This is a genomic window from Pseudomonas sp. 22526, from assembly GCF_052044735.1.
Taxonomy (GTDB): Bacteria; Pseudomonadota; Gammaproteobacteria; order Pseudomonadales; family Pseudomonadaceae; genus Aquipseudomonas; species Aquipseudomonas piscium.
Genome location: NZ_JBQENK010000009.1, coordinates 34528 through 55556 on the forward strand (window position 1 = coordinate 34528; position 21029 = coordinate 55556).

General features: G+C 64.2%; 19 protein-coding genes. 14 read left to right on the plus strand and 5 right to left on the minus strand.

Features of this window, described 5'->3' with window-relative positions; all coding sequences use genetic code 11:
* Positions 1–189 precede the first annotated feature (189 nt).
* The 5 genes from ACTJKT_RS15185 (at position 190) to ACTJKT_RS15205 (ending at position 5547) form a co-directional block, all read left to right on the plus strand.
* Positions 190–1545, plus strand: a complete 1356-nt coding sequence (locus ACTJKT_RS15185; RefSeq protein WP_009051328.1) for a M16 family metallopeptidase — start codon at positions 190–192, stop codon at positions 1543–1545.
* Positions 1538–3028, plus strand: a complete 1491-nt coding sequence (locus tag ACTJKT_RS15190; RefSeq protein WP_440787655.1) for a M16 family metallopeptidase — start codon at positions 1538–1540, stop codon at positions 3026–3028. Before ACTJKT_RS15185 ends, ACTJKT_RS15190 begins: the two co-directional genes overlap by 8 nt.
* Entirely contained in the window at positions 3028–3648 is a 621-nt protein-coding gene (rsmD, locus tag ACTJKT_RS15195) for a 16S rRNA (guanine(966)-N(2))-methyltransferase RsmD (RefSeq protein ID WP_440787656.1), read from the plus strand. The genes ACTJKT_RS15190 and rsmD overlap by 1 nt, the downstream gene beginning before the upstream one ends.
* A gap of 64 nt (positions 3649–3712) precedes the next feature.
* On the plus strand, positions 3713–4717 hold the full coding sequence (locus tag ACTJKT_RS15200; RefSeq protein ID WP_440787657.1) for a hydrolase: 1005 nt from the start codon (positions 3713–3715) through the stop codon (positions 4715–4717).
* A complete protein-coding gene (locus ACTJKT_RS15205; protein ID WP_053281287.1) occupies positions 4714–5547 on the plus strand; it encodes an AraC family transcriptional regulator in 834 nt (277 codons plus the stop codon). Before ACTJKT_RS15200 ends, ACTJKT_RS15205 begins: the two co-directional genes overlap by 4 nt.
* A gap of 125 nt (positions 5548–5672) precedes the next feature.
* On the opposite strand, the gene ACTJKT_RS15210 is transcribed toward ACTJKT_RS15205, so the two are convergent.
* Both ACTJKT_RS15210 and ACTJKT_RS15215 read right to left on the minus strand, forming a co-directional pair.
* Positions 5673–6527 carry a sulfurtransferase gene (locus tag ACTJKT_RS15210; RefSeq protein ID WP_440787658.1) on the minus strand — a complete coding sequence of 285 codons (855 nt, stop codon included), beginning with the start codon at positions 6525–6527 and terminating at the stop codon, positions 5673–5675.
* Between the two features lie 39 nt (positions 6528–6566).
* Positions 6567–7238 (minus strand): TetR/AcrR family transcriptional regulator, encoded by a 672-nt coding sequence (locus ACTJKT_RS15215; RefSeq protein WP_440787659.1) that lies wholly within the window; start codon positions 7236–7238, stop codon positions 6567–6569.
* Positions 7239–7384: 146 nt separating this feature from the next.
* On the opposite strand from ACTJKT_RS15215, the gene ACTJKT_RS15220 reads away from it, so the two are divergent.
* The 5 genes from ACTJKT_RS15220 (at position 7385) to ACTJKT_RS15240 (ending at position 12095) form a co-directional block, all read left to right on the plus strand.
* Positions 7385–8815, plus strand: coding sequence for a coniferyl aldehyde dehydrogenase (locus ACTJKT_RS15220; RefSeq protein ID WP_440787660.1), 1431 nt, complete (start codon positions 7385–7387; stop codon positions 8813–8815).
* A gap of 27 nt (positions 8816–8842) precedes the next feature.
* Complete coding sequence (locus ACTJKT_RS15225; RefSeq protein ID WP_440787661.1) at positions 8843–9388, plus strand: twin-arginine translocation pathway signal protein; 546 nt, start codon at positions 8843–8845, stop codon at positions 9386–9388.
* A 116-nt stretch (positions 9389–9504) separates the two neighbouring features.
* The gene (locus ACTJKT_RS15230; RefSeq protein WP_440787662.1) at positions 9505–11100 is read left to right on the plus strand and encodes a GMC family oxidoreductase N-terminal domain-containing protein; all 1596 of its coding nucleotides are present in this window, start codon (positions 9505–9507) and stop codon (positions 11098–11100) included.
* Between the two features lie 115 nt (positions 11101–11215).
* The gene (coaD, locus tag ACTJKT_RS15235) at positions 11216–11695 is read left to right on the plus strand and encodes a pantetheine-phosphate adenylyltransferase (protein ID WP_003229157.1); all 480 of its coding nucleotides are present in this window, start codon (positions 11216–11218) and stop codon (positions 11693–11695) included.
* Between the two features lie 148 nt (positions 11696–11843).
* Positions 11844–12095, plus strand: a complete 252-nt coding sequence (locus ACTJKT_RS15240; protein WP_007921257.1) for a YfhL family 4Fe-4S dicluster ferredoxin — start codon at positions 11844–11846, stop codon at positions 12093–12095.
* 47 nt (positions 12096–12142) lie between these two features.
* On the opposite strand, the gene mutM is transcribed toward ACTJKT_RS15240, so the two are convergent.
* The gene (gene mutM / locus ACTJKT_RS15245) at positions 12143–12955 is read right to left on the minus strand and encodes a bifunctional DNA-formamidopyrimidine glycosylase/DNA-(apurinic or apyrimidinic site) lyase (RefSeq protein WP_097306597.1); all 813 of its coding nucleotides are present in this window, start codon (positions 12953–12955) and stop codon (positions 12143–12145) included.
* A gap of 34 nt (positions 12956–12989) precedes the next feature.
* The gene (locus ACTJKT_RS15250) at positions 12990–13802 is read right to left on the minus strand and encodes an HDOD domain-containing protein (protein ID WP_440787800.1); all 813 of its coding nucleotides are present in this window, start codon (positions 13800–13802) and stop codon (positions 12990–12992) included.
* 264 nt (positions 13803–14066) lie between these two features.
* Here ACTJKT_RS15250 and ACTJKT_RS15255 point away from each other — a divergent pair, with 264 nt between their 5' ends.
* From ACTJKT_RS15255 to ilvD, 3 genes are all read left to right on the plus strand, one after another.
* On the plus strand, positions 14067–15263 hold the full coding sequence (locus ACTJKT_RS15255; protein ID WP_025807152.1) for a class I SAM-dependent rRNA methyltransferase: 1197 nt from the start codon (positions 14067–14069) through the stop codon (positions 15261–15263).
* Positions 15264–15529: 266 nt separating this feature from the next.
* Complete coding sequence (locus ACTJKT_RS15260) at positions 15530–15988, plus strand: REP-associated tyrosine transposase (protein ID WP_440787663.1); 459 nt, start codon at positions 15530–15532, stop codon at positions 15986–15988.
* A gap of 364 nt (positions 15989–16352) precedes the next feature.
* A complete protein-coding gene (ilvD, locus tag ACTJKT_RS15265; protein WP_440787664.1) occupies positions 16353–18194 on the plus strand; it encodes a dihydroxy-acid dehydratase in 1842 nt (613 codons plus the stop codon).
* A gap of 102 nt (positions 18195–18296) precedes the next feature.
* Here ilvD and ACTJKT_RS15270 read toward each other — a convergent pair whose 3' ends face one another.
* The gene (locus tag ACTJKT_RS15270; protein ID WP_025807147.1) at positions 18297–19352 is read right to left on the minus strand and encodes a phosphorylcholine phosphatase; all 1056 of its coding nucleotides are present in this window, start codon (positions 19350–19352) and stop codon (positions 18297–18299) included.
* A gap of 240 nt (positions 19353–19592) precedes the next feature.
* Between ACTJKT_RS15270 and ACTJKT_RS15275 the strand changes: the two genes are divergently transcribed.
* Positions 19593–20984, plus strand: a complete 1392-nt coding sequence (locus tag ACTJKT_RS15275; RefSeq protein ID WP_440787665.1) for an L-cystine transporter — start codon at positions 19593–19595, stop codon at positions 20982–20984.
* The last annotated feature ends 45 nt before the right edge of the window (positions 20985–21029 follow it).

Genomic DNA, 21029 nt, shown 5'->3' on the forward strand with positions numbered 1-21029 from the left:
ATCGGCGAAAAGTCGAAGTCTAGTCGATAAAACAGCGCTTCTTGCCGGGAACCCATACAACCTGCTCAAGCACACGTTGATCCATGCGAGCCTGATAGGCGTGGCCGCCAGTAAAACGGATCAGTATCCTAGCACCTCCTCGCCCGTAGGCTAAGACCAAGCGGGCAGTCCAACAGGTTTAAAAAACGAATGAATGCTCTAGCCCGCCGCGCCGCAGGCCTGCTGCTCAGTACGGTTTGTCTGCCCCTTTCAGCCTTGGCTGCCGATCCACAACCCACCCACGAATTCAGCCTCGACAACGGCCTCAAGGTCGTGGTCCGGGAAGACCATCGGGCTCCGGTCGTGGTCTCTCAGGTCTGGTACAAAGTCGGCTCCAGCTACGAAACCCCGGGCCAGACCGGTTTGTCCCACGCCCTGGAACACATGATGTTCAAGGGCAGCGAAAAGGTCGGCCCCGGCGAAGCCTCGCTGATCCTGCGCGACCTGGGCGCCGAAGAGAACGCCTTCACCAGCGACGATTTCACCGCCTATTACCAGGTGCTGGCCCGTGACCGCCTGGGCGTGGCCTTCGAGCTGGAAGCCGATCGCATGGCCAGCCTGCGCCTGCCGCCGGACGAGTTCAGCCGTGAAATCGAAGTGATCAAGGAAGAGCGCCGCCTGCGCACCGACGACAAGCCGATGTCCAAGGCCTTCGAGCGCTTCAAGGCTATGGCCTACCCGGCCAGCGGCTACCACACGCCGACCATCGGCTGGATGGCCGACCTCAACCGGATGAAGGTCGAGGAACTGCGCCACTGGTACGAGTCCTGGTATGTGCCGAACAACGCCACCCTGGTGGTGGTCGGCGACGTCACCCCGGACGAAGTCAAAACCCTGGCCCAACGTTATTTCGGTGCCATTCCCAAGCGCGCCGTGCCCGCGGCGAAGATTCCCCTGGAACTGGCCGAGCCCGGCGAACGGCAGATCACCCTGCGGGTGAAGACCCAGCTGCCGAGCGTGATGCTGGCCTTCAACGTGCCGAGCATCGCCACCGCCGAAGACAAGCATTCGGTGCACGCCCTGCGCCTGATCGCCGCGCTGCTCGACGGCGGCTACAGCGCCCGCATCCCGACCCGCCTGGAGCGCGGCGAAGAGCTGGTGTCCGGCGGCTCGTCGAGCTTCGACGCCTACACCCGCGGCGACAGCCTGTTCCTGCTTTCGGCCATGCCCAATAGCCAGAAGAAAAAAACCATCGCCCAGGCCGAAGCCGGGCTGTGGCGTTTGCTCGAAGAGCTGAAAACCACCCCGCCGACCGCCGAAGAGCTGGAGCGCGTGCGCGCCCAGGTGATCGCCGGCCTGGTCTACGAGCGTGACTCCATCACCAGCCAGGCCACCGCCATCGGTCAGCTGGAAACCGTCGGCCTGTCCTGGAAACTCATGGACACCGAACTCGCCGAACTGCAAAGCGTGACCCCTGAAGACATCCAGAAGGCCGCTCGTACCTATTTCACTCGCGAACGCCTGAGCGTTGCCCACGTATTGCCTGAGGAGTCCGCTCATGAGTAAGCGCAAAAGCGCCAGCCCGGTCCTGCTCGGCCTGGCACTCGTGGCCCTGATCATCGCTGCCGGCCTTTATCTGCTGCGGGCGAACGAATCCAACGCCAGCCAGGCGCTGGACAAGGCCAAGAGCAGCCAGAAGCTGCAATCCCTGGCCGAGCTCGACGGCAAGGCCCCAAGCCGCCGCAGCCTCGACATCAAGACCTGGAGCACCGCCGAAGGCGCCAAGGTGCTGTTCGTCGAAGCCCATGAGCTGCCGATGTTCGACATGCGCCTGACCTTCGCCGCCGGCAGCAGCCAGGATGGCGACGCGCCGGGCCTGGCGATGCTGACCAACGCCATGCTCAACGAAGGCGTGGCCGGCAAGGATGTCGGTGCGATTGCCGAAGGTTTCGAAGGCCTGGGCGCCGACTTTGGCAACGGTGCCTACAAGGACATGGCCATCGCCTCCCTGCGCAGCCTGAGCGCGCCGGACAAGCGCACGCCGGCCCTGCAACTGTTCGCCGATGTCGTCGGCAAGCCGACCTTCCCGGCCGACTCCCTGGCGCGCATCAAGAACCAGGTGCTCGCTGGCTTCGAGTACCAGAAGCAGAACCCCGGCAAGCTGGCGAGCCTGGAACTGATGAACCGCCTGTACGGCAGCCATCCGTATGCCCATTCCAGCGATGGCACCGCCCAGAGCGTGCCGCCGATCAGCCTGGCCCAGCTGCGAGCGTTCCACGCCAAGGCCTATGCCGCCGGCAACGTGGTGATCGCCCTGGTGGGCGACCTGTCGCGCAGCGACGCCGAGGCGATTGCCGCGCAGATCTCCGCCGCCCTGCCCAAAGGCCCGGCGCTGGCGAAAATCCCGCAACCAACCGAGCCACAGGCCGGCATCGGCCATATCGAATACCCGTCCAGCCAGACCAGCCTGCTGCTGGCGCAACTGGGCATCGATCGTGACGACCCGGATTACGCGGCGCTGTCCCTGGGCAACCAGATCCTTGGCGGCGGCGGTTTTGGCACCCGGCTGATGAGCGAAGTGCGCGAGAAGCGCGGCCTGACCTACGGCGTCTATTCCGGCTTCAGCCCGATGCAGGCCCGTGGTCCGTTCATGATCAACCTGCAGACCCGCGCCGAAATGAGCGAAGGCACCCTCAAGCTGGTGCAGGACGTGCTCGCCGACTACCTCAAGACCGGCCCGACCCAGAAGGAACTCGACGACGCCAAGCGCGAACTGGCCGGCAGCTTCCCGCTGTCCACCGCCAGCAACGCCGATATCGTCGGCCAACTGGGCGCCATCGGCTTCTACAACCTGCCGCTGAGCTATCTTGAAGACTTCATGCAGCAGTCCCAGAGCCTGACCGTGGAGCAGGTCCGGGACGTACTGAACAAGCACTTGAGCGCGGACAAGACGGTCATCGTCACCGCCGGCCCGACCGTGCCGCAAAAGCCGTTGCCGGCCCCTACTGAAAAACCCGCCGAGCAGCCGCTCGGGGTTCCGGAGCACTAATGGCCAGCCCATCGCGTCCCAGCAAGAAACCCGTCCATAACCAGCACAACGGTGTGGGCCAACTGCGCATCATCGGCGGCGAGTGGCGCAGCCGCCGCCTGAGCTTCCCCGATGTGCCGGGCCTGCGCCCGACCCCGGACCGGGTGCGCGAAACCCTGTTCAACTGGCTGGCGCCTTATGTCCCCGGGGCCAAGGTGCTCGACCTGTTCGCCGGCAGCGGCGCGCTGTTTCTCGAAGCCCTGTCCCGCGGCGCCGCCATGGGCCAGGCGCTGGATGCCAGCAACCTGGCCGTGTCGCGCCTGCGCGAGCACCTGGGCACCCTGCGCTGCACCGTCGGTCAGGTGCAGACCGCCGACGCCCTGCGTTATCTGGAAACCCAGCCCGCCAGCCGTTTCGACCTGGTGTTCCTCGACCCGCCATTCCATCAGAACCTGCTGCCGGCCGCCTGTGCCCTGCTGGAAGAACGCGACTGGCTGGACGACGACGCCTGGGTCTATACCGAAAGTGAAAGCGCGCCGTCGACCTTGGGCCTGCCGGCGAACTGGCGCCTGCACCGCGAGCAAAAATCCGGGCAGGTGTACTACGCCTTGTGGCAACGTATGGCAGAGATCGCCGGCTGACCCACCGGCCTGAAAAAGGTGCGCAGCCCGCCGGGGGATGCGCACCGCTGCTACGAGAATCACCGTGCCTACTCCGTCAGATCCTTTCATTCCCGCCTTCGGCCTCGGCAACCCGCACCTGCAAACCCTGTGGGGCCCGCTGTGGCGCAAGACCACTCACCTCGAGCGCCAGCGCGAACGCCTGTGGCTCGACGACGGCGACTTTCTCGATCTCGACTGGCACGGCCCGCACTCCGCCACCGCGCCCCTGGTGCTGGTGCTGCACGGCCTGACCGGCTCTTCCAACTCGCCCTACGTGGCCGGCCTGCAAAAGGCCCTGGCAAACCAGGGCTGGGCCAGCGCGGCGCTGAACTGGCGCGGCTGCTCGGGCGAACCCAACCTGCTGCCGCGCAGCTATCACTCAGGCGCCAGCGAAGACCTGGCCGCCGCCATCGACCACCTGCGCAGCAAGCGCCCGCTGGCCCCGCTGTTCGCGGTGGGCTACTCGCTGGGCGGCAATGTGCTGCTCAAGCACCTGGGGGAAAGCGGCAGCGCCAGCCAGCTGCAAGGCGCCGTCGCGGTCTCGGTGCCGTTTCGCCTGGACCAGTGCGCCGACCGCATCGGCCAGGGGTTTTCCAAGGTTTACCAGGCGCATTTCATGCGCGAGATGCTGGCCTACATCAAGGACAAGCAGCGCCAGTTCCAGCACGACGGGCGCCATGAAGGCCTGGCCGTGCTGGAGCGACTCGGGCCGCTGGAGAAAATGCGCACCTTCTGGGACTTCGACGGCCGGGTCACCGCACCACTGAATGGCTTTGCCGATGCCCAGGACTATTACCGGCGCGCCTCCAGCCGTTATTTCCTCGGGGAAATCCGCACCAGCACCCTGATCATCCAGGCCGCGGACGATCCCTTCGTGTTCCCCCACAGCCTGCCGGAAGCCCGCGAGCTGTCCGGCAGCACCCACTTCGAGCTGCAGGCCAAGGGCGGGCACGTCGGTTTTGTCGATGGCTCGGTGAAAACCCCGGGTTATTACCTGGAACGGCGCATTCCCCAGTGGTTGTCCGACCTGGGGGGCGAGCGGCGATGAACAGCGGCCAGGGCGAATCGATCCGTTTCTGGCAAACCGCGCCCCTGGCCGGAGTGGAGTTGCTGGCCGCGCGTTATATCGAGCATCGTTTCGTGCCCCATGTGCATGACGGCTATGTGATCGGCATGATCATGGACGGCGCCCAGCGCTACCGTTATCGCGGCGCCGAGCACCTGGCGGGGCGCGGCACCCTGGTGCTGATCAACCCGGACGAGCTGCACACCGGCCACAAGGGCACCGAGGACGGCTGGCTGTACCGGGCGTTTTATCCGGACAACGCGCAGATCCTCGCCATGCTGGGCGAGCTGGAATTGCCCACCGACAGCCTGCCGGCCTTCGGCGCCACGCTGTATCGCGACCCCGATCTGGTCAGCGGTTTCTGCCAACTGCATCAACTATTGGAAAGCCCGGCCACCGCCCTGCAGCAACAGACCCTGTGGCGGGAAATGATGCTTTTGCTGCTGCGGCGTCATGCCGGGGTCAAGGCGCCGGGCGAACCCGGGCGGGAACACCGGGCGATCGTCCAGGCCAAGGAGTTGCTGCAAGCGCAGCTGGCCGCCCCACCCTCCCTGGAAGAGCTGGCCGCGGCGGTGAATCTCTCGCCCTTCCATTTCGCCCGGGTATTCCGCCGCGCCACCGGCATGCCGCCGCACACCTGGCTGATGCAGCAACGCATCGCCCAGGCCCGGGCGCTGCTGCGCGACGGCTGCCTACCGCTGGAAGTGGCGACGCAACTGGGGTTCGCCGACCAGAGCCATCTGAGCCGGCAGTTCAAGCAGGTCTACGGCGTGGGGCCGGCGGCCTATCGCAGCGCCCGCCAGTCCCTCTGAAACAACGCCTGTCTTCTGTAGGAGCGAAGCTTGCTCGCGAAAAATANTATCCCAGGCGACGCGATCCAGCAGAAACAACGCAGCGCCTGGATCGCGAGCAAGCTTCGCTCCTACGGTGAGGGGGCTCAGTCGCCCGTGGCGACCGCGCGCTGCGGATCGGTGATCCATTCGCTCCAGGAGCCGGCATACAGGCTGCCCAGTGGATAACCGGCCAGGCACAGGGCGAACAGGTTGTGACAAGCCGTCACGCCCGAGCCGCAGTACGACACCAGCTCGCTCGGCGAACGCTCGCCCAGCTTCGCGGCAAAACGCTTCTTGAGCTGATCGGCCGGCAGAAAACGGCCGTCGCTGCCCAGGTTGTCGGTGAAGGCCGCGCATTGCGCGCCGGGGATATGCCCGGCCACCGGGTCGATCGGCTCCACTTCGCCGCGAAAGCGTGGCTGGGCGCGGGCGTCGAGCAGGGTCAGGGTCGGCTGGCCGAGGCGTTTTTGCAGTTGCTCGGCACTCAGCAGCAGGGATTTGTCGGGCTGGCCCGTGAAGTGGCCGAGAACGTTGGTCGGCGGATCCAGGCTCAACGGCAGGCCGGCGGTGTGCCAGGCTTTCAGGCCGCCATCGAGAATGAACACAGCATCGCGCTTGCCCAGCCAGGCCAACAGCCACCAGGCCCGAGCGGCATAGGCACCGGGGCCGTCGTCGTAAAGCACGATGTCACTGTTGGCGTCGATGCCCCAGGCCTGCAGGCGGGCGATCAGCGTCGCCGGTTCGGGCAGCGGATGGCGCCCGGTCACGCCCTTGACCACCGGGCCACTGAGATCGCGCTCCAGGTCGGCAAAATGCGCGCCGGCCAGATGCCCTCCGGCATAACTGCGCTGGCCGTAATCCGGGTCTTCCAGGGCAAAACGACAATCGAGAATCACCAGCCCGGGCTGCTCCAGGCGAGCGGCCAATTGCTGTGGACTGATCAGTTGCGCGATGGGCATGACGGGCTCCAGTAATTGAACGATGACTTGATCCAGATCCTACTGCACTTCTTCCAGGGCTTGCGCCAGGGGCACGTAAAACTCGTGGTACAGCGCGTCGACCGCCTCCCGGGCGTGGTCGGTGACAAATCCGGCTTCCAGCACCAGCACCTGATACACGCCGCGCTTGATGGCCTCTTCGCTCAGGTGCGCGGAGTTTTCCCGGGTGGTGCACAAAAAACGCACCCAGGAGGTGAGGATGATCCAGGCATTGAGGGTCAGGGACTCGATCTGCACCTTGTCCATCCTGAGGATGCCGGCCTCGACGAAACCGGCGTAGATCGCCGTGCCGTGGATCAGGCAGCGCTGGGAGAAGCGTCGGTAACGGGCGGCCAGTTCGCCGTCGCTGTCGAGCAGGTGTTCCAGGTCGCGGTGCAGGAAGCGATAGCGCCACATGGCGGCCAGCAGCTCCTGCAGGTAATAGCGCTTGTCCTCCACGGTCACGGTGCGGCCCTGGGGCAGGCGCAGGAAGCTGTCGACCAGGGCTTCGTACTCGCAGAACAGCACGGCGATGATCGCCTGCTTGTTGGGGAAGTGGTAATACAGGTTGCCCGGCGAAATCTCCATGTGGGCGGCAATGTGGTTGGTGCTGACACTGCGTTCGCCTTGCTGGTTGAACAGCTCCAGACTGTTCTGGACGATACGTTCGCGGGTTTTTATGCGTGGGGCCATGAGCGTGGGCTTTAATCGAGAAGGCGTTGCCCGGCATCTTACGACCTATCCCCAACGGGATAAATCAAAGCTGGCCCGGGATGTCATTTGACATTTTAGAGCATAAACTCTAAAAATCCCCCACCCCATGAAAACCGGAGCCGCCCATGTCTGCCGAAATCGCCTACTTGCCGGAAGCCCACCAGCAGTTGGATGAGCTCCATCGTCTGTTCGCCACCCAGCGCCAGGCCTTCGCGGCCAACCCCATGCCCCCGGCCGCCCAGCGCCAGCAATGGCTCAAGAGCCTGCGCGACCTGCTCGACAGCGAGCGCCAGGCCCTGATCGAGGCCATCAGCGAAGATTTCAGCCATCGCAGCGCCGACGAAACCCTGCTCGCCGAAATCATGCCCAGCCTGCATGGCATCCACTACGCCAGCAAACACCTCAAGGGCTGGATGAAACCTTCCAGGCGCAAAGTCGGCGTGGCCTTCCAACCGGCCTCGGCCAAGGTCGTCTACCAACCGCTGGGCGTGGTCGGGGTGATAGTGCCGTGGAACTACCCGCTGTACCTGGCCATCGGCCCGCTGGTGGGCGCGCTCGCCGCCGGCAACCGGGTGCTGCTCAAGCTCAGCGAATCGACCCCCGCCACCGGCCTGCTGCTCAAGCGCCTGCTGGCCAAGGCGTTCCCCGAGGACCTGGTCGCCGTGGTGCTGGGCGAAGCCGACGTGGGCGTGGCCTTCTCCCGGCTGCCCTTCGATCACCTGCTGTTCACCGGCGCCACCAGCATCGGCAAGCACGTGATGCGCGCCGCGGCGGAAAACCTGACCCCGGTGACCCTGGAACTGGGCGGCAAGTCCCCGGCCATCGTTTCCGACGACGTGCCGCTCAAGGACGCCGCCGAACGCATCGCCTTCGGCAAGACCATGAACGCCGGCCAGACCTGCGTCGCCCCGGACTACGTGCTGGTCCCGGAACACCGCGTCGGCGCCTTCGTCGACGCCTATCGCCAGGTGGTCCGTGGTTTCTTCCCGACCCTGGTCGACAACCCCGACTACACCGCGATCATCAACCCGCGGCAACTGGCGCGCCTGAACAGCTACATCAGCGACGCCACCAGCAAGGGCGCGCTGCTGATCCCGCTGTTCGAGGAGAACCAGGAACGGCGCATGGGCCACAGCCTGATGCTGAATGTCAGCGACGACATGACGGTGATGCAGGACGAGATCTTCGGCCCGATCCTGCCGATCGTGCCCTACACCGGGCTGGACCAGGCCTTCGCCTACATCAACCAGCGCCCTCGCCCCCTGGCGCTCTACTACTTCGGCTACGACAAGGCCGCGCAGGAGCGGGTGCTCAACGAAACCCACTCGGGTGGAGTCTGCCTCAACGACACCCTGCTGCACGTCGCCCAGGACGACATGCCGTTCGGCGGCATCGGCCACTCGGGCATGGGCCATTACCACGGCCATGAGGGCTTCCTGACCTTCAGCAAGGCCAAGGGCGTGCTGAGCAAACAGCGCCTGAATGCCGCGCGACTGATCTACCCGCCCTATGGCAAACCTATCCAGAAGCTGATCCAGAAGCTGTTCATCCGCTAACCAGACCATTGCCGGGGAATAACAATAATGACTCCCAGCCTGCCTGCAGCCCCCGTACTGTCGCGCCGTGGCCTGTTGAAAATCGGCCTGTGCGCCAGCGCGTTCCTGACCACCGCCGGCCTCGGCGCCAGCCTCAGCGGCTGCTCGTCCAGCACCGCGGCCAGCGGCTTTGCCGTATTGCGCAGCAGCGACCTGCCGGTGCTGCGGGCGCTGCTCCCGGTCATGCTCGACGGCGCCGTGGCCGCCGAGAAGCTGCCGGCGGCGCTCGGCGCCACTCTGAAAAGCCTGGATCACAGCCTCGACCATCTGTCGCCGGAAATGCTCACGCTCACCCGCCAGCTGTTCGACGTGCTGGGCATGGGCATCACCCGCGGCCCCCTGACCGGCATCTGGGGCAGTTGGGAAAACGCCAGCGCCGAGGATATCCGGCACTTCCTCAAGCGTTGGGAAAACAGCTCCCTCAGCCTGCTGCGCATGGGCCACGCGTCCTTGCTGCAACTGGTGATGATGGCCTGGTACAGCTGCCCCGAATCCTGGGCCCATTGCGGTTATCCCGGGCCGCCCAGGATCTGATATCTGTAGCCGCTGCCGCAGGCTGCGATAAGCCCCGCAGGGGCTTCTGAGAAGCACGCCTGCTCGCAGCCGATCGCACGGCTACAAAAATACAGAACAACAAGAGAGCGCCTGATATGCCCGTACCCGATCTGTTTCGCGAAGGCCTGGCCCGAGGCTGGAAAACCTACAACGGCTCGCACTTGCAGGAGGACCTGACCCTCGAAGCGGATGTCGCCATCATCGGCAGCGGCGCGGGTGGCGGCACCAGCGCCGAGATCCTCAGCGCCGCCGGCTACAAGGTGCTGCTGATCGAAGAAGGGCCGCTCAAGACCAGCGACGACTTCAAGATGCTCGAGGACCAGGCCTACGCCAACCTCTATCAGGAAGGCATCGGCCGCATGAGCAAGGATGGCGCCATCACCATCCTGCAAGGCCGCGCGGTCGGCGGCACCACCCTGATCAACTGGACCTCCAGCTTCCGCACACCCGAGCCGACCCTGGAGCACTGGACCAAGGAGCACGACGTCAAGGGCCACAGCCCGGCCGAGATGGCGCCCTGGTTCGCGAAGATGGAGCAACGCCTGGGGGTCGCCCCGTGGATCATGCCGCCCAACGCCAACAACGACGTGATCAGGATCGGCTGCGAGAAGCTCGGCTACAGCTGGCATGTGATCCCGCGCAACGTGCGCGGTTGCTGGAACCTCGGCTATTGCGGCATGGGCTGCCCGACCAACGCCAAGCAGTCGATGATGGTCACCACCATTCCCGCCACCCTGGAGAAAGGCGGCGAGCTGCTGTACCTGGCCCGCGCCGAGCGCCTGCAAATCAAGGGCGACCAGGTCGAGAGCCTGCTCTGCCTGGCCATGGACGAACGTTGCGTGGCGCCCACCGGGCGCACCATCAAGGTCAAGGCCCGGCACTACGTGCTGGCCGGCGGCGGCATCAACAGCCCGGCCCTGCTGCTGCGCTCCGATGCGGCCGACCCGCACAAACGCCTGGGCAAACGCACCTTCCTGCACCTGGTGAACTTCTCCGCCGGGCAGTTCGATCAGGTGATCAACCCCTTCTACGGCGCGCCGCAGTCGATCTACTCCGATCATTTCCAATGGCAGGACGGCGCCACCGGCAAGATGTCCTACAAACTCGAGGTGCCGCCGCTGCAACCAGCGTTGGCCGCCACCCTGCTCGGCGGTTTCGGCCCGCAGAGCGCCCTGAACATGCAGCAACTGCCCCACACCCACGCCATGCTCGCGCTGCTGCGCGACGGTTTTCACCCGGACAGCAGCGGCGGCAGCGTGGAACTGCGCGGCGACGGCTCGCCGGTGCTCGACTATCAGGTCTCGGACTACGCCTGGGATGGCCTGCGCCGGGCCTTCCACAGCATGGCGGAGATCCAGTTCGCCGGTGGCGCCAGGGCGGTCATGCCGATGCACAGCGATGCCCGCTACGTGAAGACCCTGGCCGAGGCCAGGACCCTGATCGACGGCCTGAACCTTGCGCTGTACCGTACCCGCCTGGGCAGCGCCCATGTGATGGGCGGTTGCGCCATGGGCGAAGACCCGAAAAACGCCGTCACCGACAGCCTGGGCCGGCATCACCAGCTGGCCAATCTGTCGATCCACGACGGTTCGCTGTTCCCCACCAGCATCGGCGCCAACCCCCAATTGTCGGTCTACGGCCTGACCGCGCAACTGGCCACGGCCCTGGCCGAACGGCTGAAAAGCGGGTGAAAACACCGCTTATTTTCGTCGTCTATAGTGCTTTCTTCCGTTACAGGCGACTTGGCCGACCGGAAAGGCTGCGATACCATCCGACTCCCCAACGGACTCCCGCCAGGACGACGCGATGAACCGAGTGTTGTACCCAGGTACCTTCGACCCTATTACCAAGGGCCATGGCGATCTGGTCGAACGCGCCTCGCGCCTGTTCGATCATGTGATCATCGCCGTCGCCGCCAGCCCGAAGAAAAACCCGCTTTTCCCCCTGGAACAGCGTGTGGAACTGGCTCGCGAGGTCACCAAGCATCTGCCGAACGTTGAAGTCGTCGGTTTTTCCACGCTGCTGGCGCATTTCGCCAAGGAGCAGAACGCCAATGTCTTCCTGCGGGGGCTGCGGGCGGTTTCGGACTTCGAATACGAATTCCAGCTGGCCAACATGAACCGCCAACTGGCGCCGGACGTGGAAAGCCTGTTCCTCACGCCGTCGGAGCGTTATTCGTTCATTTCCTCGACCCTGGTCCGGGAAATCGCGGCATTGGGCGGCGATATCAGCAAGTTCGTGCATCCGGCCGTGGCCGACGCCCTGACCCTGCGCTTCAAGAAATAAGCCCCGCGGGAGCCCGCGCCGGCTTCCGCGCAGTCAGCCTGCAAACGCTCCTCCCATCGAGCCCGCGTGCACTGCGCTCGCCAATGCGGCACAATTGCGCCATTGGTTTTTCAAATGCCTGGGCCCGCCGCCCCGGCCGGAGTGCCCCATGTCCCTGATCATCACCGACGACTGCATCAATTGCGACGTCTGCGAACCCGAGTGCCCGAACGCCGCGATCTCTCAAGGCGAAGAGATCTACGTGATCGACCCGAACCTGTGCACCCAATGTGTCGGCCACTATGACGAGCCGCAATGCCAGCAGGTCTGCCCGGTGGATTGCATCCCACTGGACGAGGCCCACCCGGAAACCGAAGAAGAGTTGATGGCCAAGTACCGGAAGATCACCGGCAAGGCTTGAGAAATTTGGCGTCTGGCTGGACGCCTTCGCGGGNCCCGCGATGCTTTTCAGCTCTGGCATTTAGGGCAGAAAACGCTCGCACGCTGCCCCAGCTTGATCTCCCGCAGCCCCGTGCCACAGACCTTGCAGTGTTCCCCGCCGCGCCCGTAGACGAACAGTTCCTGCTGGAAATAGCCCGGCTGCCCATCGCCGCCGATAAAGTCGCGCAAGGTGGTGCCACCGCGCTCGATGGCCGCGGCCAGGATGCGCTTGATCTCGATCGCCAGCTTCAGGTAGCGCGCCCGGGAAATCCCCTTGGCTTCGCGACGCGGGTCGATGCCAGCGGCGAACAGCGCTTCGGTCGCGTAGATATTGCCCACCCCCACCACCACCGCGTTGTCCATGATGAACGGCTTGACCGCCATCGAACGTCCTCGCGACAGCTGATACAGGCGCTCGCCGTCGAACAGGTCGGTCAGCGGCTCCGGCCCCAGGCGGATCAGCAGCTCGTGATGGAGCGGGTCGAGGCTCCAGAGCATCGCGCCAAAGCGCCGCGGGTCGGTGTAGCGCAGGGCCAGGCCGGACTCCAGCTCGATGTCCACATGCTCATGCTTGGCCGCCGGCAGGCCGACTTCCACCAGGCGCAGGTTGCCCGACATGCCCAGGTGACTGATCAAAGTGCCGACTTCGGCATTGATCAGCAGGTACTTGGCGCGGCGCTCGACCTTGACGATCTGCTGGCCGGACAGGCGCACATCGAGATCTTCCGGAATCGGCCAGCGCAGGCGCCGCTCGCGCACGATCACACGGCTGACGCGCTGCCCTTCCAGGTGCGGCGCAATACCGCGCCGGGTGGTTTCGACTTCCGGTAATTCAGGCATGTGCGCCTCGTGTTCTCTATAACGTGGTCGGGAATCAGTGCGCGCCCAGTTCGCGCACGGTTTCCTTGAGGTTCTCGAAGTCGTAGTCGGACAGGCCGACGTAATCGAGGATCAGATGGCCGATGCTGTTCCATTCATGATCATCGACCTGATTGCCCAGCACCCGGTAGGACGCGCAGATATGCTCGGCCATTTTCAGGATCGCCAGCAGGTTCTTCAGCTGGCTGTTGCGCGACGACTCGTCGCTGAAGATCGCCAGGGCGTTGTGGTGATTGGCGATGGCGTTGGTCACATGCTCCGGCAGGCGCCAGGACTTGGCCGTGTAGTAACCGACCACCGCGTGGTTGGTGTTGAACACACGGTTTTCCGTATCCACCACCCGGTTCTCGGGGCCCGCGCTGGCGTAGGCCTGTTCCAGCACCGTCATGTAGTCGGGGAAGCGCTTGAGCATCAGCGGCACGCCGCAATCGTGGAACAACCCCAGGGCATAGGCTTCGTCGACCGCTTGCGAACCGGTGCGCTTGGCCAGGGTCAGGCAGGTCATCGCCACGTCCTGGGCGGTGTCCCAGAAACGGTTGAGGGTGACGATGGTTTCGTCGCTCATCTCGCCCTTGATCGACTGCGCGTTGATCAGGTTGATGATCGAACGGCTGCCCAGCAGGTTCACCGCGCGCTGGATCGAGGCAATCTTGTTGCTCAGCCCGTAATACGGCGAGTTGACGATTTTCAGCAGGGCGCCGGAAAGCCCCGGGTCCTGGGAGATCAGCCGCGCGATCACTTCCAGGTCGGGGTCGGGCATGTACTGCTCCATCTGCAAATCCACCATGATCTGCGGTTGGGGCGGCACGCTGATGCCTTGCAGGGCCTGTTGAATCTGTTCGGCGGAAAGCTCTTGGGACATAAGTACACACTCTGGGCTAGGCGGCGATTCTAACCCTTTAAAAGGCGCCCATGGCCACCCGAAAGGAACTTTACAATAGGCGCCTCAGGGCAACGCCGGGCCAGGCGCGGGATATCCATGGCGGGCCTGCCCTGTCACCGCATATCCACTCGCCAGCCTCTCGGCGAGCGCAACACGTTATACTCCCGCTCTTTTTTCCGGAGCGACGTCATGTCCCTGCCAAGCCTGCGCCTCAAAGCCAACGCCGATCGCCGCCTGCGCGCCGGCCACCTGTGGGTCTACAGCAACGAAATCGATGTAGCCGCCACCCCACTCCACGGCTTCAAGGCAGGCGACCAGGCAGTGCTGGAAGCCGCCGGCGGCAAGCCGCTGGGCGTCGTCGCCATGAGCCCGAACAACCTGATCTGCGCCCGCCTGCTGTCGCGCGACGCCAAGCTGGCGCTGGACAAGTCGCTGCTGGTGCACCGCCTGAACGTGGCCCTGTCGCTGCGCGAGCGCCTGTTCGACAAACCGTTCTACCGCCTGGTCTACGGTGATTCCGACCTGCTGCCGGGCCTGGTGGTCGACCGTTTCGGCGACATCCTGGTGGTGCAGCTGGCGTCGGCGACCATGGAGCAACACAAGGACGACGTGATCGCCGCCCTGGTCCAGGTCCTCAAGCCAAGCGGCATCCTGTTCAAGAACGACTCCGCCGCGCGCGACGCCGAAGGCCTCAACCGCTACGTGGAAACCGTGTTCGGCCTGGTGCCGGAGTGGGTCGCCCTGGAAGAGAACGGCGTGAAGTTCGAGGCCCCGGTGATGGAAGGCCAGAAAACCGGCTGGTTCTACGACCACCGCATGAACCGCGCCCGCCTGGCGCCGTACGCCAAGGGCAAGCGCGTGCTGGACCTGTTCAGCTACATCGGCGGCTGGGGCGTGCAGGCCGGCGCCTTCGGTGCCAGCGAAGTGTTCTGCGTCGATGCCTCGGGCTTCGCCCTCGACGGCGTTGAGCGCAATGCCGCGTTGAACGGCATTGCCGAGAAAGTCACCTGCATCGAAGGCGACGTATTCGAGGCCCTGAAAGAACTCAAGGCCGCCGAAGAGCGTTTCGACGTGATCGTGGCCGACCCGCCCGCCTTCATCAAACGCAAGAAAGACCTGAAGAACGGCGAAGGCGCCTACCGCCGCCTGAACGAACAGGCCATGCGCCTGCTGAGCAAGGACGGCATCCTGGTCAGCGCTTCGTGCTCGATGCACCTGCCGGAAGACGACCTGCAGAACATCCTGCTCACCAGCGCCCGCCACCTGGACCGCAATATCCAGCTGCTGGAACGCGGCGGCCAGGGCCCGGACCACCCGGTGCACCCGGCCATCCCGGAAACCCGCTACATCAAGAGCATCATCTGCCGCCTGCTGCCTAACAGCTGAGGCAGCGCCGCTTCGCGGCTGATCGCGAGCAAGCTCGCTCCTACAACGTTGAGCCAATCGCTACACAAGGCGTCACAAAACCTGTAGGAGCGAGCTTGCTCGCGAAAAACGTCAACGATAACGCGCCCTCCCTGCCGAATCGCGGTGCCTGATGTTTTTTCGCGAGCAAGCTCGCTCCTACAGATACATCCTGTCCCATTGTCACTACCACAGCCTTCTTCACAGCACCTACCGTTGCTCTTCCATCCACCGAAGAGGACAACGGAATGTCCAGTACTCCACACGCCCATCGCCTGCGCCTCGGCCGCTACTCGGAATCGGGCCGTATCTACCTGCTCACGGCTGTCACCCGAAACCGTTCAGCGATCTTCCACGACTGGCGCCTCGGTCGCCGGGTAGTCAACGAACTCAAGCATGCCCAGCAAACAGGCGCAGCAATCTCGCTAGCCTGGGTGGTGATGCCCGACCATTTCCACTGGCTGGTCGAACTGCACAACGGCGATCTGCCGCGGCTGATGCAAGCCACCAAATCCCGTAGCGCCAGAGCCATCAACCGAACCCGCAAAAGCTCGGAGCCTGTCTGGCAGCAAGGCTATTTCGATCGCGCACTGCGGCGTGACGAAGACCTGAAAGCCATGGCTCGCTACATCATCGCCAACCCGCTGCGCGCCGGGCTGGTCCGACGCATTGGCGACTATCCGTTGTGGGATGCCATCTGGCTCTGACCTTACGGCCCCCCACGAATCCCCTGTAGGAGCGAGCTTGCTCGCGAAAAATCTCCAGGACGCCGCACACATCCTGCATGCCCGCGTCATCATTGACGTCCTTCGCGAGCAAGCTCGCTCCTACAGGTACAGGTCACCCGTCCTGCCACAACGCTTCACGGCATTCCTTCCTGGCGCCAGCGGTGTAGAATCGCGAGATTCATCGCCAGTCATCCCCCGGCGGGTTTATGAGCTCAGGCTGAGGCGCGCGGCGATCCCGCGGCGTCATCGGCAGCTTCAGGACACACGGCCATTTCTGAGTGTTCCAGAGGTCAATAGAAGCTCACTCCCCATTTGTTACCTGATTAGCCGCCCGGAGTGCTCCATGCCTGATTACCGCTCGAAAACATCCACCCACGGCCGCAACATGGCCGGCGCCCGCGCACTGTGGCGCGCCACGGGGATGAAAGATGACGACTTCAAGAAGCCGATCATCGCCATTGCCAACTCCTTCACCCAGTTCGTACCGGGCCATGTGCACCTCAAGGATCTGGGCCAGCTGGTCGCCCGCGAAATCGAACGCGCCGGCGGCGTGGCCAAGGAATTCAACACCATCGCCGTGGATGACGGCATCGCCATGGGCCACGACGGCATGCTGTATTCGCTGCCGAGCCGCGAGATCATCGCCGACTCCGTGGAATACATGGTCAACGCCCACTGCGCCGACGCCATCGTCTGCATCTCCAACTGCGACAAGATCACCCCCGGCATGCTGATGGCCGCCCTGCGCCTGAACATCCCGGTGATCTTCGTTTCCGGCGGCCCGATGGAAGCCGGCAAGACCAAGCTCGCCTCCCACGGCCTCGACCTGGTCGACGCCATGGTGATCGCCGCCGACTCCAGCGCTTCTGACGAGAAGGTTGCCGAGTACGAGCGCAGCGCCTGCCCGACCTGCGGTTCCTGCTCCGGCATGTTCACCGCCAACTCGATGAACTGCCTGACCGAGGCCCTGGGCCTGGCCCTGCCGGGCAACGGTTCGATCCTGGCCACCCACAGCGACCGCGAACAGCTGTTCCTGCAAGCTGGCCGTACCATCGTCGAGCTGTGCAAGCGCTACTACGGCGAGAACGACGAGTCGGTGCTGCCGCGCAACATCGCCAACTTCAAGGCGTTCGAGAACGCCATGATGCTCGACATCGCCATGGGCGGTTCGACCAACACCATCCTGCACCTGCTGGCCGCCGCCCAGGAAGCCGAGATCGATTTCGACCTGCGCGACATCGACCGCCTGTCCCGCAGCGTGCCGCAACTGTGCAAGGTGGCGCCGAACATCCAGAAGTACCACATGGAAGACGTGCACCGCGCCGGCGGCATCTTCAGCATCCTCGGCTCCCTGGCCCGCGGCGGCCTGCTGCACACCGACCTGCCGACCGTGCACAGCCGCAGCATGGAAGAAGCCATCGCCAAGTGGGACATCACCCAGACCGACGACGAAGCGGTGCACCACTTCTTCAAGGCAGGCCCGGCCGGCATCCCGACCCAGACCGCGTTCAGCCAGTCGACCCGTTGGGAAACCCTGGACGACGACCGTGAAAATGGCTGCATCCGCAGCGTCGAGCACGCCTACTCGAAAGAAGGCGGCCTGGCCGTGCTGTACGGCAACATCGCCCTGGACGGCTGCGTGGTGAAGACCGCCGGCGTCGACGAGTCGATCCACGTCTTCGAAGGCAACGCGAAGATCTTCGAAAGCCAGGACAGCGCGGTGCGCGGCATCCTCGCCGACGAAGTGAAGGAAGGCGACATCGTCATCATTCGCTACGAAGGTCCGAAAGGCGGCCCGGGCATGCAGGAAATGCTCTATCCGACCTCCTACCTGAAGTCCAAGGGCCTGGGCAAAGCCTGCGCCCTGCTGACCGACGGCCGCTTCTCCGGCGGCACCTCAGGCCTGTCCATCGGCCACGCTTCGCCGGAAGCTGCCGCGGGCGGCGCCATCGGCCTGGTTCAGGACGGCGACAAGGTGCTGATCGACATTCCGAACCGCTCGATCAACCTGTTGGTCAGCGACGAAGAACTGGCTGCCCGTCGTGTCGAGCAGGACAAGAAAGGCTGGAAGCCGGTGGAAAAACGCCCACGCAAGGTGACCACCGCCCTGAAAGCCTACGCCCTGCTGGCCACCAGCGCCGACAAGGGCGCGGTGCGCAACAAGGCAATGCTCGACGGCCTGTGATTTTCAGCCGCTGAATGAAAATGCCCCGCCAGGTGCGGGGCATTTTTTTTGCCTGGAAGAGCGGCCTCTGCGAGGCTTGCCCGCGATGGATTCAACCCGCTGTTACTGAATGTCCTCCGGCTTGACGATCACCCAGTTCTTGTCCGCCGTCACCGGCAGCCCTTCCTTGGCCTGGGCCGCGGCGTGCTTGGCCATCATGCCGTTGATCTGGGCCATGTACTTGTCCTTGCGGTTGACCCACAGGTGGATGCCGCCCTTGGCCACGTCGACATCGTGGAACAGCATGTAGCCGTCGCTGGTCGGGGTGTCGCCGCCCACCAGCACCGGTTTTTTCCACTCGTCGATGTAGGTCAGGATCGCCGCGTGCTTGCCGGCCATCCAGGTCGCCGGGGTCCACAGGTAAGGGGTCAGTTCCAGGCCGAGGTTGGCCTTCTCGTCATATTTGCCGGCGGTGATCTGCTTGCGCGCGGTGGTCAGCTCGCCAGTCTTGCGGTCCTTGAGCAGGGTGGTCACGCCGATGACGTTCTGCGGCTTGACGTTGTAGCCGTACTTCGGATCGGAGGCGACCATGCGCACCAATTCCTCGGAGGCGGCGGTCATCACGTAGACCTCGATGCCGTTCTCCATCAGCTTGTTGTACAGCTCTTTCTGGCCGGTGAAGATTTTCGGCGGATTGATCTCGGTGTTCTTGACCACGTCGCCTTCGAAGTAAGTGGCCGGCACCGGTTTGCCCGAAGCCATCAACTCATCGACATAACCCTTGAGTTCCTTGAGGGTGAAGCCGGAGAACACCTGCGCGACCCAGGGGTAGCAGACCATGTCGTCGACTTCACAGAGGCGGTAGTAGTAGCTGAACAGGCTTTCCTTGTGCTCGGCGGTGTCCTTGAACGGCATCAGCTTCAGGGAGGGGTCGAGGGTCTCGCGAGTGATCAGGCCCTTGTTCTCCATGAACGGCAGCAGCGACTCTTCCAGGTCGTAGCGGTAACTGGTGTTGTCCATGTCGAACACCGCGTAGTTACCCTTGTTGGCATTGGCCGCGATCATCGCGTCCAGTTGCTTGGCCTGGTCCGCGGGCCAGTGCTTCAAGTCGGTGGCGAGAACCTGGCCGGCAAGGCCCAGGCAGAGTGCGGCAACCAGAAATTTCGGAGCGAGTTTCATCGGCGTTTTCTCCCTGATTTAAAGAGATCGACGCTAACAAATCGCTGTGACAATCCTCGCCTGTGGGCGACCGCCCGCGTCCTGATTCCGCCACCGGCATGTGCCTGAGCGTCAGCGGCTTATTCCAAAAACGACAGTCTCAATGCGTTTTTGATATTAATTCATTAGATATCAAGCTGTTAGGCTTGCCGGTTCGCAATCGCAGTCATAAGCGATTGGCACAAGTCTTATGGAGCCTTAATGAACCTGCCGCTGATCCTCAATCTGCTGGTGTTCCTCGCCTTGCTGCTGGGCCTGGCACAAACCCGTCACACCACCTGGAGCCTGGCCAAGAAGGTCCTGCTGGCGCTGGTGCTGGGCGTGGTCTTCGGTGTTGCCCTGCACAGCATCTACGGTGCCGGCAACCCTATCCTGAAAACCTCCATCGGTTGGTTCGACCTGGTGGGCAACGGTTACGTGCAGTTGCTGCAGATGATCGTGATCCCGCTGGTGTTCGCCTCGATCCTCAGTGCCGTGGCGCGCCTGCACAACGCCTCGTCCCTGGGCAAGATCAGCTTCCTGACCATCGGCACCCTCCTGTTCACCACCGCCATCGCCGCGGTGATCGGCATCGCCCTGACCAACCTGTTCGGCCTGACCGCCGAAGGGCTGGTGGCCGGTACTCAGGAAATGGCTCGCCTGCAGGTGATCCAGAGCGATTACGCAGGCAAGGTCGCCGACCTGAATATCCCGCAGCTGCTGCTGTCGTTCATTCCGCAGAACCCCTTCGCCGACCTGGCCCGGGCCAAGCCGACCTCGATCATCAGCGTGGTGATCTTCGCCGCCTTCCTCGGCATCGCCGCCCTGCAACTGCTCAAGGACGACGCCGACAAGGGCCAGAAAGTGGTAAACGCCATCGACACCCTGCAAGCCTGGGTCACCCGCCTGGTGCGCCTGGTGATGAAGCTGACCCCCTACGGCGTGCTGGCGCTGATGACCAAGGTGGTCGCCAGCTCCAACCTGCAGGACATCATCAAGCTCGGCAGTTTCGTGGTGGTGTCGTACATCGGCCTGGGCCTGATGTTCGTGGTTCACGGCCTGCTGGTGTCGCTGGCCGGGATCAACCCGCTGCGCTTCTTCCGCAAGATCTGGCCGGTGCTGACCTTCGCCTTCACCAGCCGCTCCAGCGCCGCGACCATCCCGCTGAGCATCGAGGCGCAGACCAGCCGCCTGGGCATTCCGCAGTCCATCGCCAGCTTCGCCGCTTCGTTCGGCGCGACCATTGGCCAGAACGGCTGCGCCGGCCTGTACCCGGCCATGCTGGCGGTGATGGTGGCCCCGACCGTGGGCATCGACCCGCTGGACCCGCTGTGGATCGCGACCCTGGTGGCGATAGTGACCTTGAGTTCGGCCGGTGTGGCCGGGGTAGGCGGTGGCGCGACCTTCGCCGCGCTGATCGTGCTGCCGGCCATGGGCTTGCCGGTGTCCTTGGTGGCGCTGCTGATTTCCGTGGAGCCGCTGATCGACATGGGCCGTACTGCGCTGAACGTCAGCGGTTCGATGACCGCCGGGGCGATCACCAGCCAGATCATGCAGCAGACCGACAAGGAAAAGCTCGATGCCGATGAGCATGCGGAGCTGGCGCAGGCTTAAACGCGGCGCCCTTTAGATCGCTATCGCGGGNNCTTGCCCGCGATG

Coding starts and splice junctions, on each gene's coding strand:
- ACTJKT_RS15260 (WP_440787663.1), top strand. CDS start 15,530: ATGTCCAGTACTCCACACGCCCATCGCCTGCGCCTCGGCCGCTACTCG.
- ilvD (WP_440787664.1), top strand. CDS start 16,353: ATGCCTGATTACCGCTCGAAAACATCCACCCACGGCCGCAACATGGCC.
- ACTJKT_RS15230 (WP_440787662.1), top strand. CDS start 9,505: ATGCCCGTACCCGATCTGTTTCGCGAAGGCCTGGCCCGAGGCTGGAAA.
- ACTJKT_RS15255 (WP_025807152.1), top strand. CDS start 14,067: ATGTCCCTGCCAAGCCTGCGCCTCAAAGCCAACGCCGATCGCCGCCTG.
- coaD (WP_003229157.1), top strand. CDS start 11,216: ATGAACCGAGTGTTGTACCCAGGTACCTTCGACCCTATTACCAAGGGC.
- rsmD (WP_440787656.1), top strand. CDS start 3,028: ATGGCCAGCCCATCGCGTCCCAGCAAGAAACCCGTCCATAACCAGCAC.
- ACTJKT_RS15270 (WP_025807147.1), bottom strand. CDS start 19,352: ATGAAACTCGCTCCGAAATTTCTGGTTGCCGCACTCTGCCTGGGCCTT.
- ACTJKT_RS15205 (WP_053281287.1), top strand. CDS start 4,714: ATGAACAGCGGCCAGGGCGAATCGATCCGTTTCTGGCAAACCGCGCCC.
- ACTJKT_RS15190 (WP_440787655.1), top strand. CDS start 1,538: ATGAGTAAGCGCAAAAGCGCCAGCCCGGTCCTGCTCGGCCTGGCACTC.
- ACTJKT_RS15215 (WP_440787659.1), bottom strand. CDS start 7,238: ATGGCCCCACGCATAAAAACCCGCGAACGTATCGTCCAGAACAGTCTG.
- ACTJKT_RS15240 (WP_007921257.1), top strand. CDS start 11,844: ATGTCCCTGATCATCACCGACGACTGCATCAATTGCGACGTCTGCGAA.
- ACTJKT_RS15225 (WP_440787661.1), top strand. CDS start 8,843: ATGACTCCCAGCCTGCCTGCAGCCCCCGTACTGTCGCGCCGTGGCCTG.
- ACTJKT_RS15220 (WP_440787660.1), top strand. CDS start 7,385: ATGTCTGCCGAAATCGCCTACTTGCCGGAAGCCCACCAGCAGTTGGAT.
- ACTJKT_RS15185 (WP_009051328.1), top strand. CDS start 190: ATGAATGCTCTAGCCCGCCGCGCCGCAGGCCTGCTGCTCAGTACGGTT.
- ACTJKT_RS15275 (WP_440787665.1), top strand. CDS start 19,593: ATGAACCTGCCGCTGATCCTCAATCTGCTGGTGTTCCTCGCCTTGCTG.
- ACTJKT_RS15210 (WP_440787658.1), bottom strand. CDS start 6,527: ATGCCCATCGCGCAACTGATCAGTCCACAGCAATTGGCCGCTCGCCTG.
- mutM (WP_097306597.1), bottom strand. CDS start 12,955: ATGCCTGAATTACCGGAAGTCGAAACCACCCGGCGCGGTATTGCGCCG.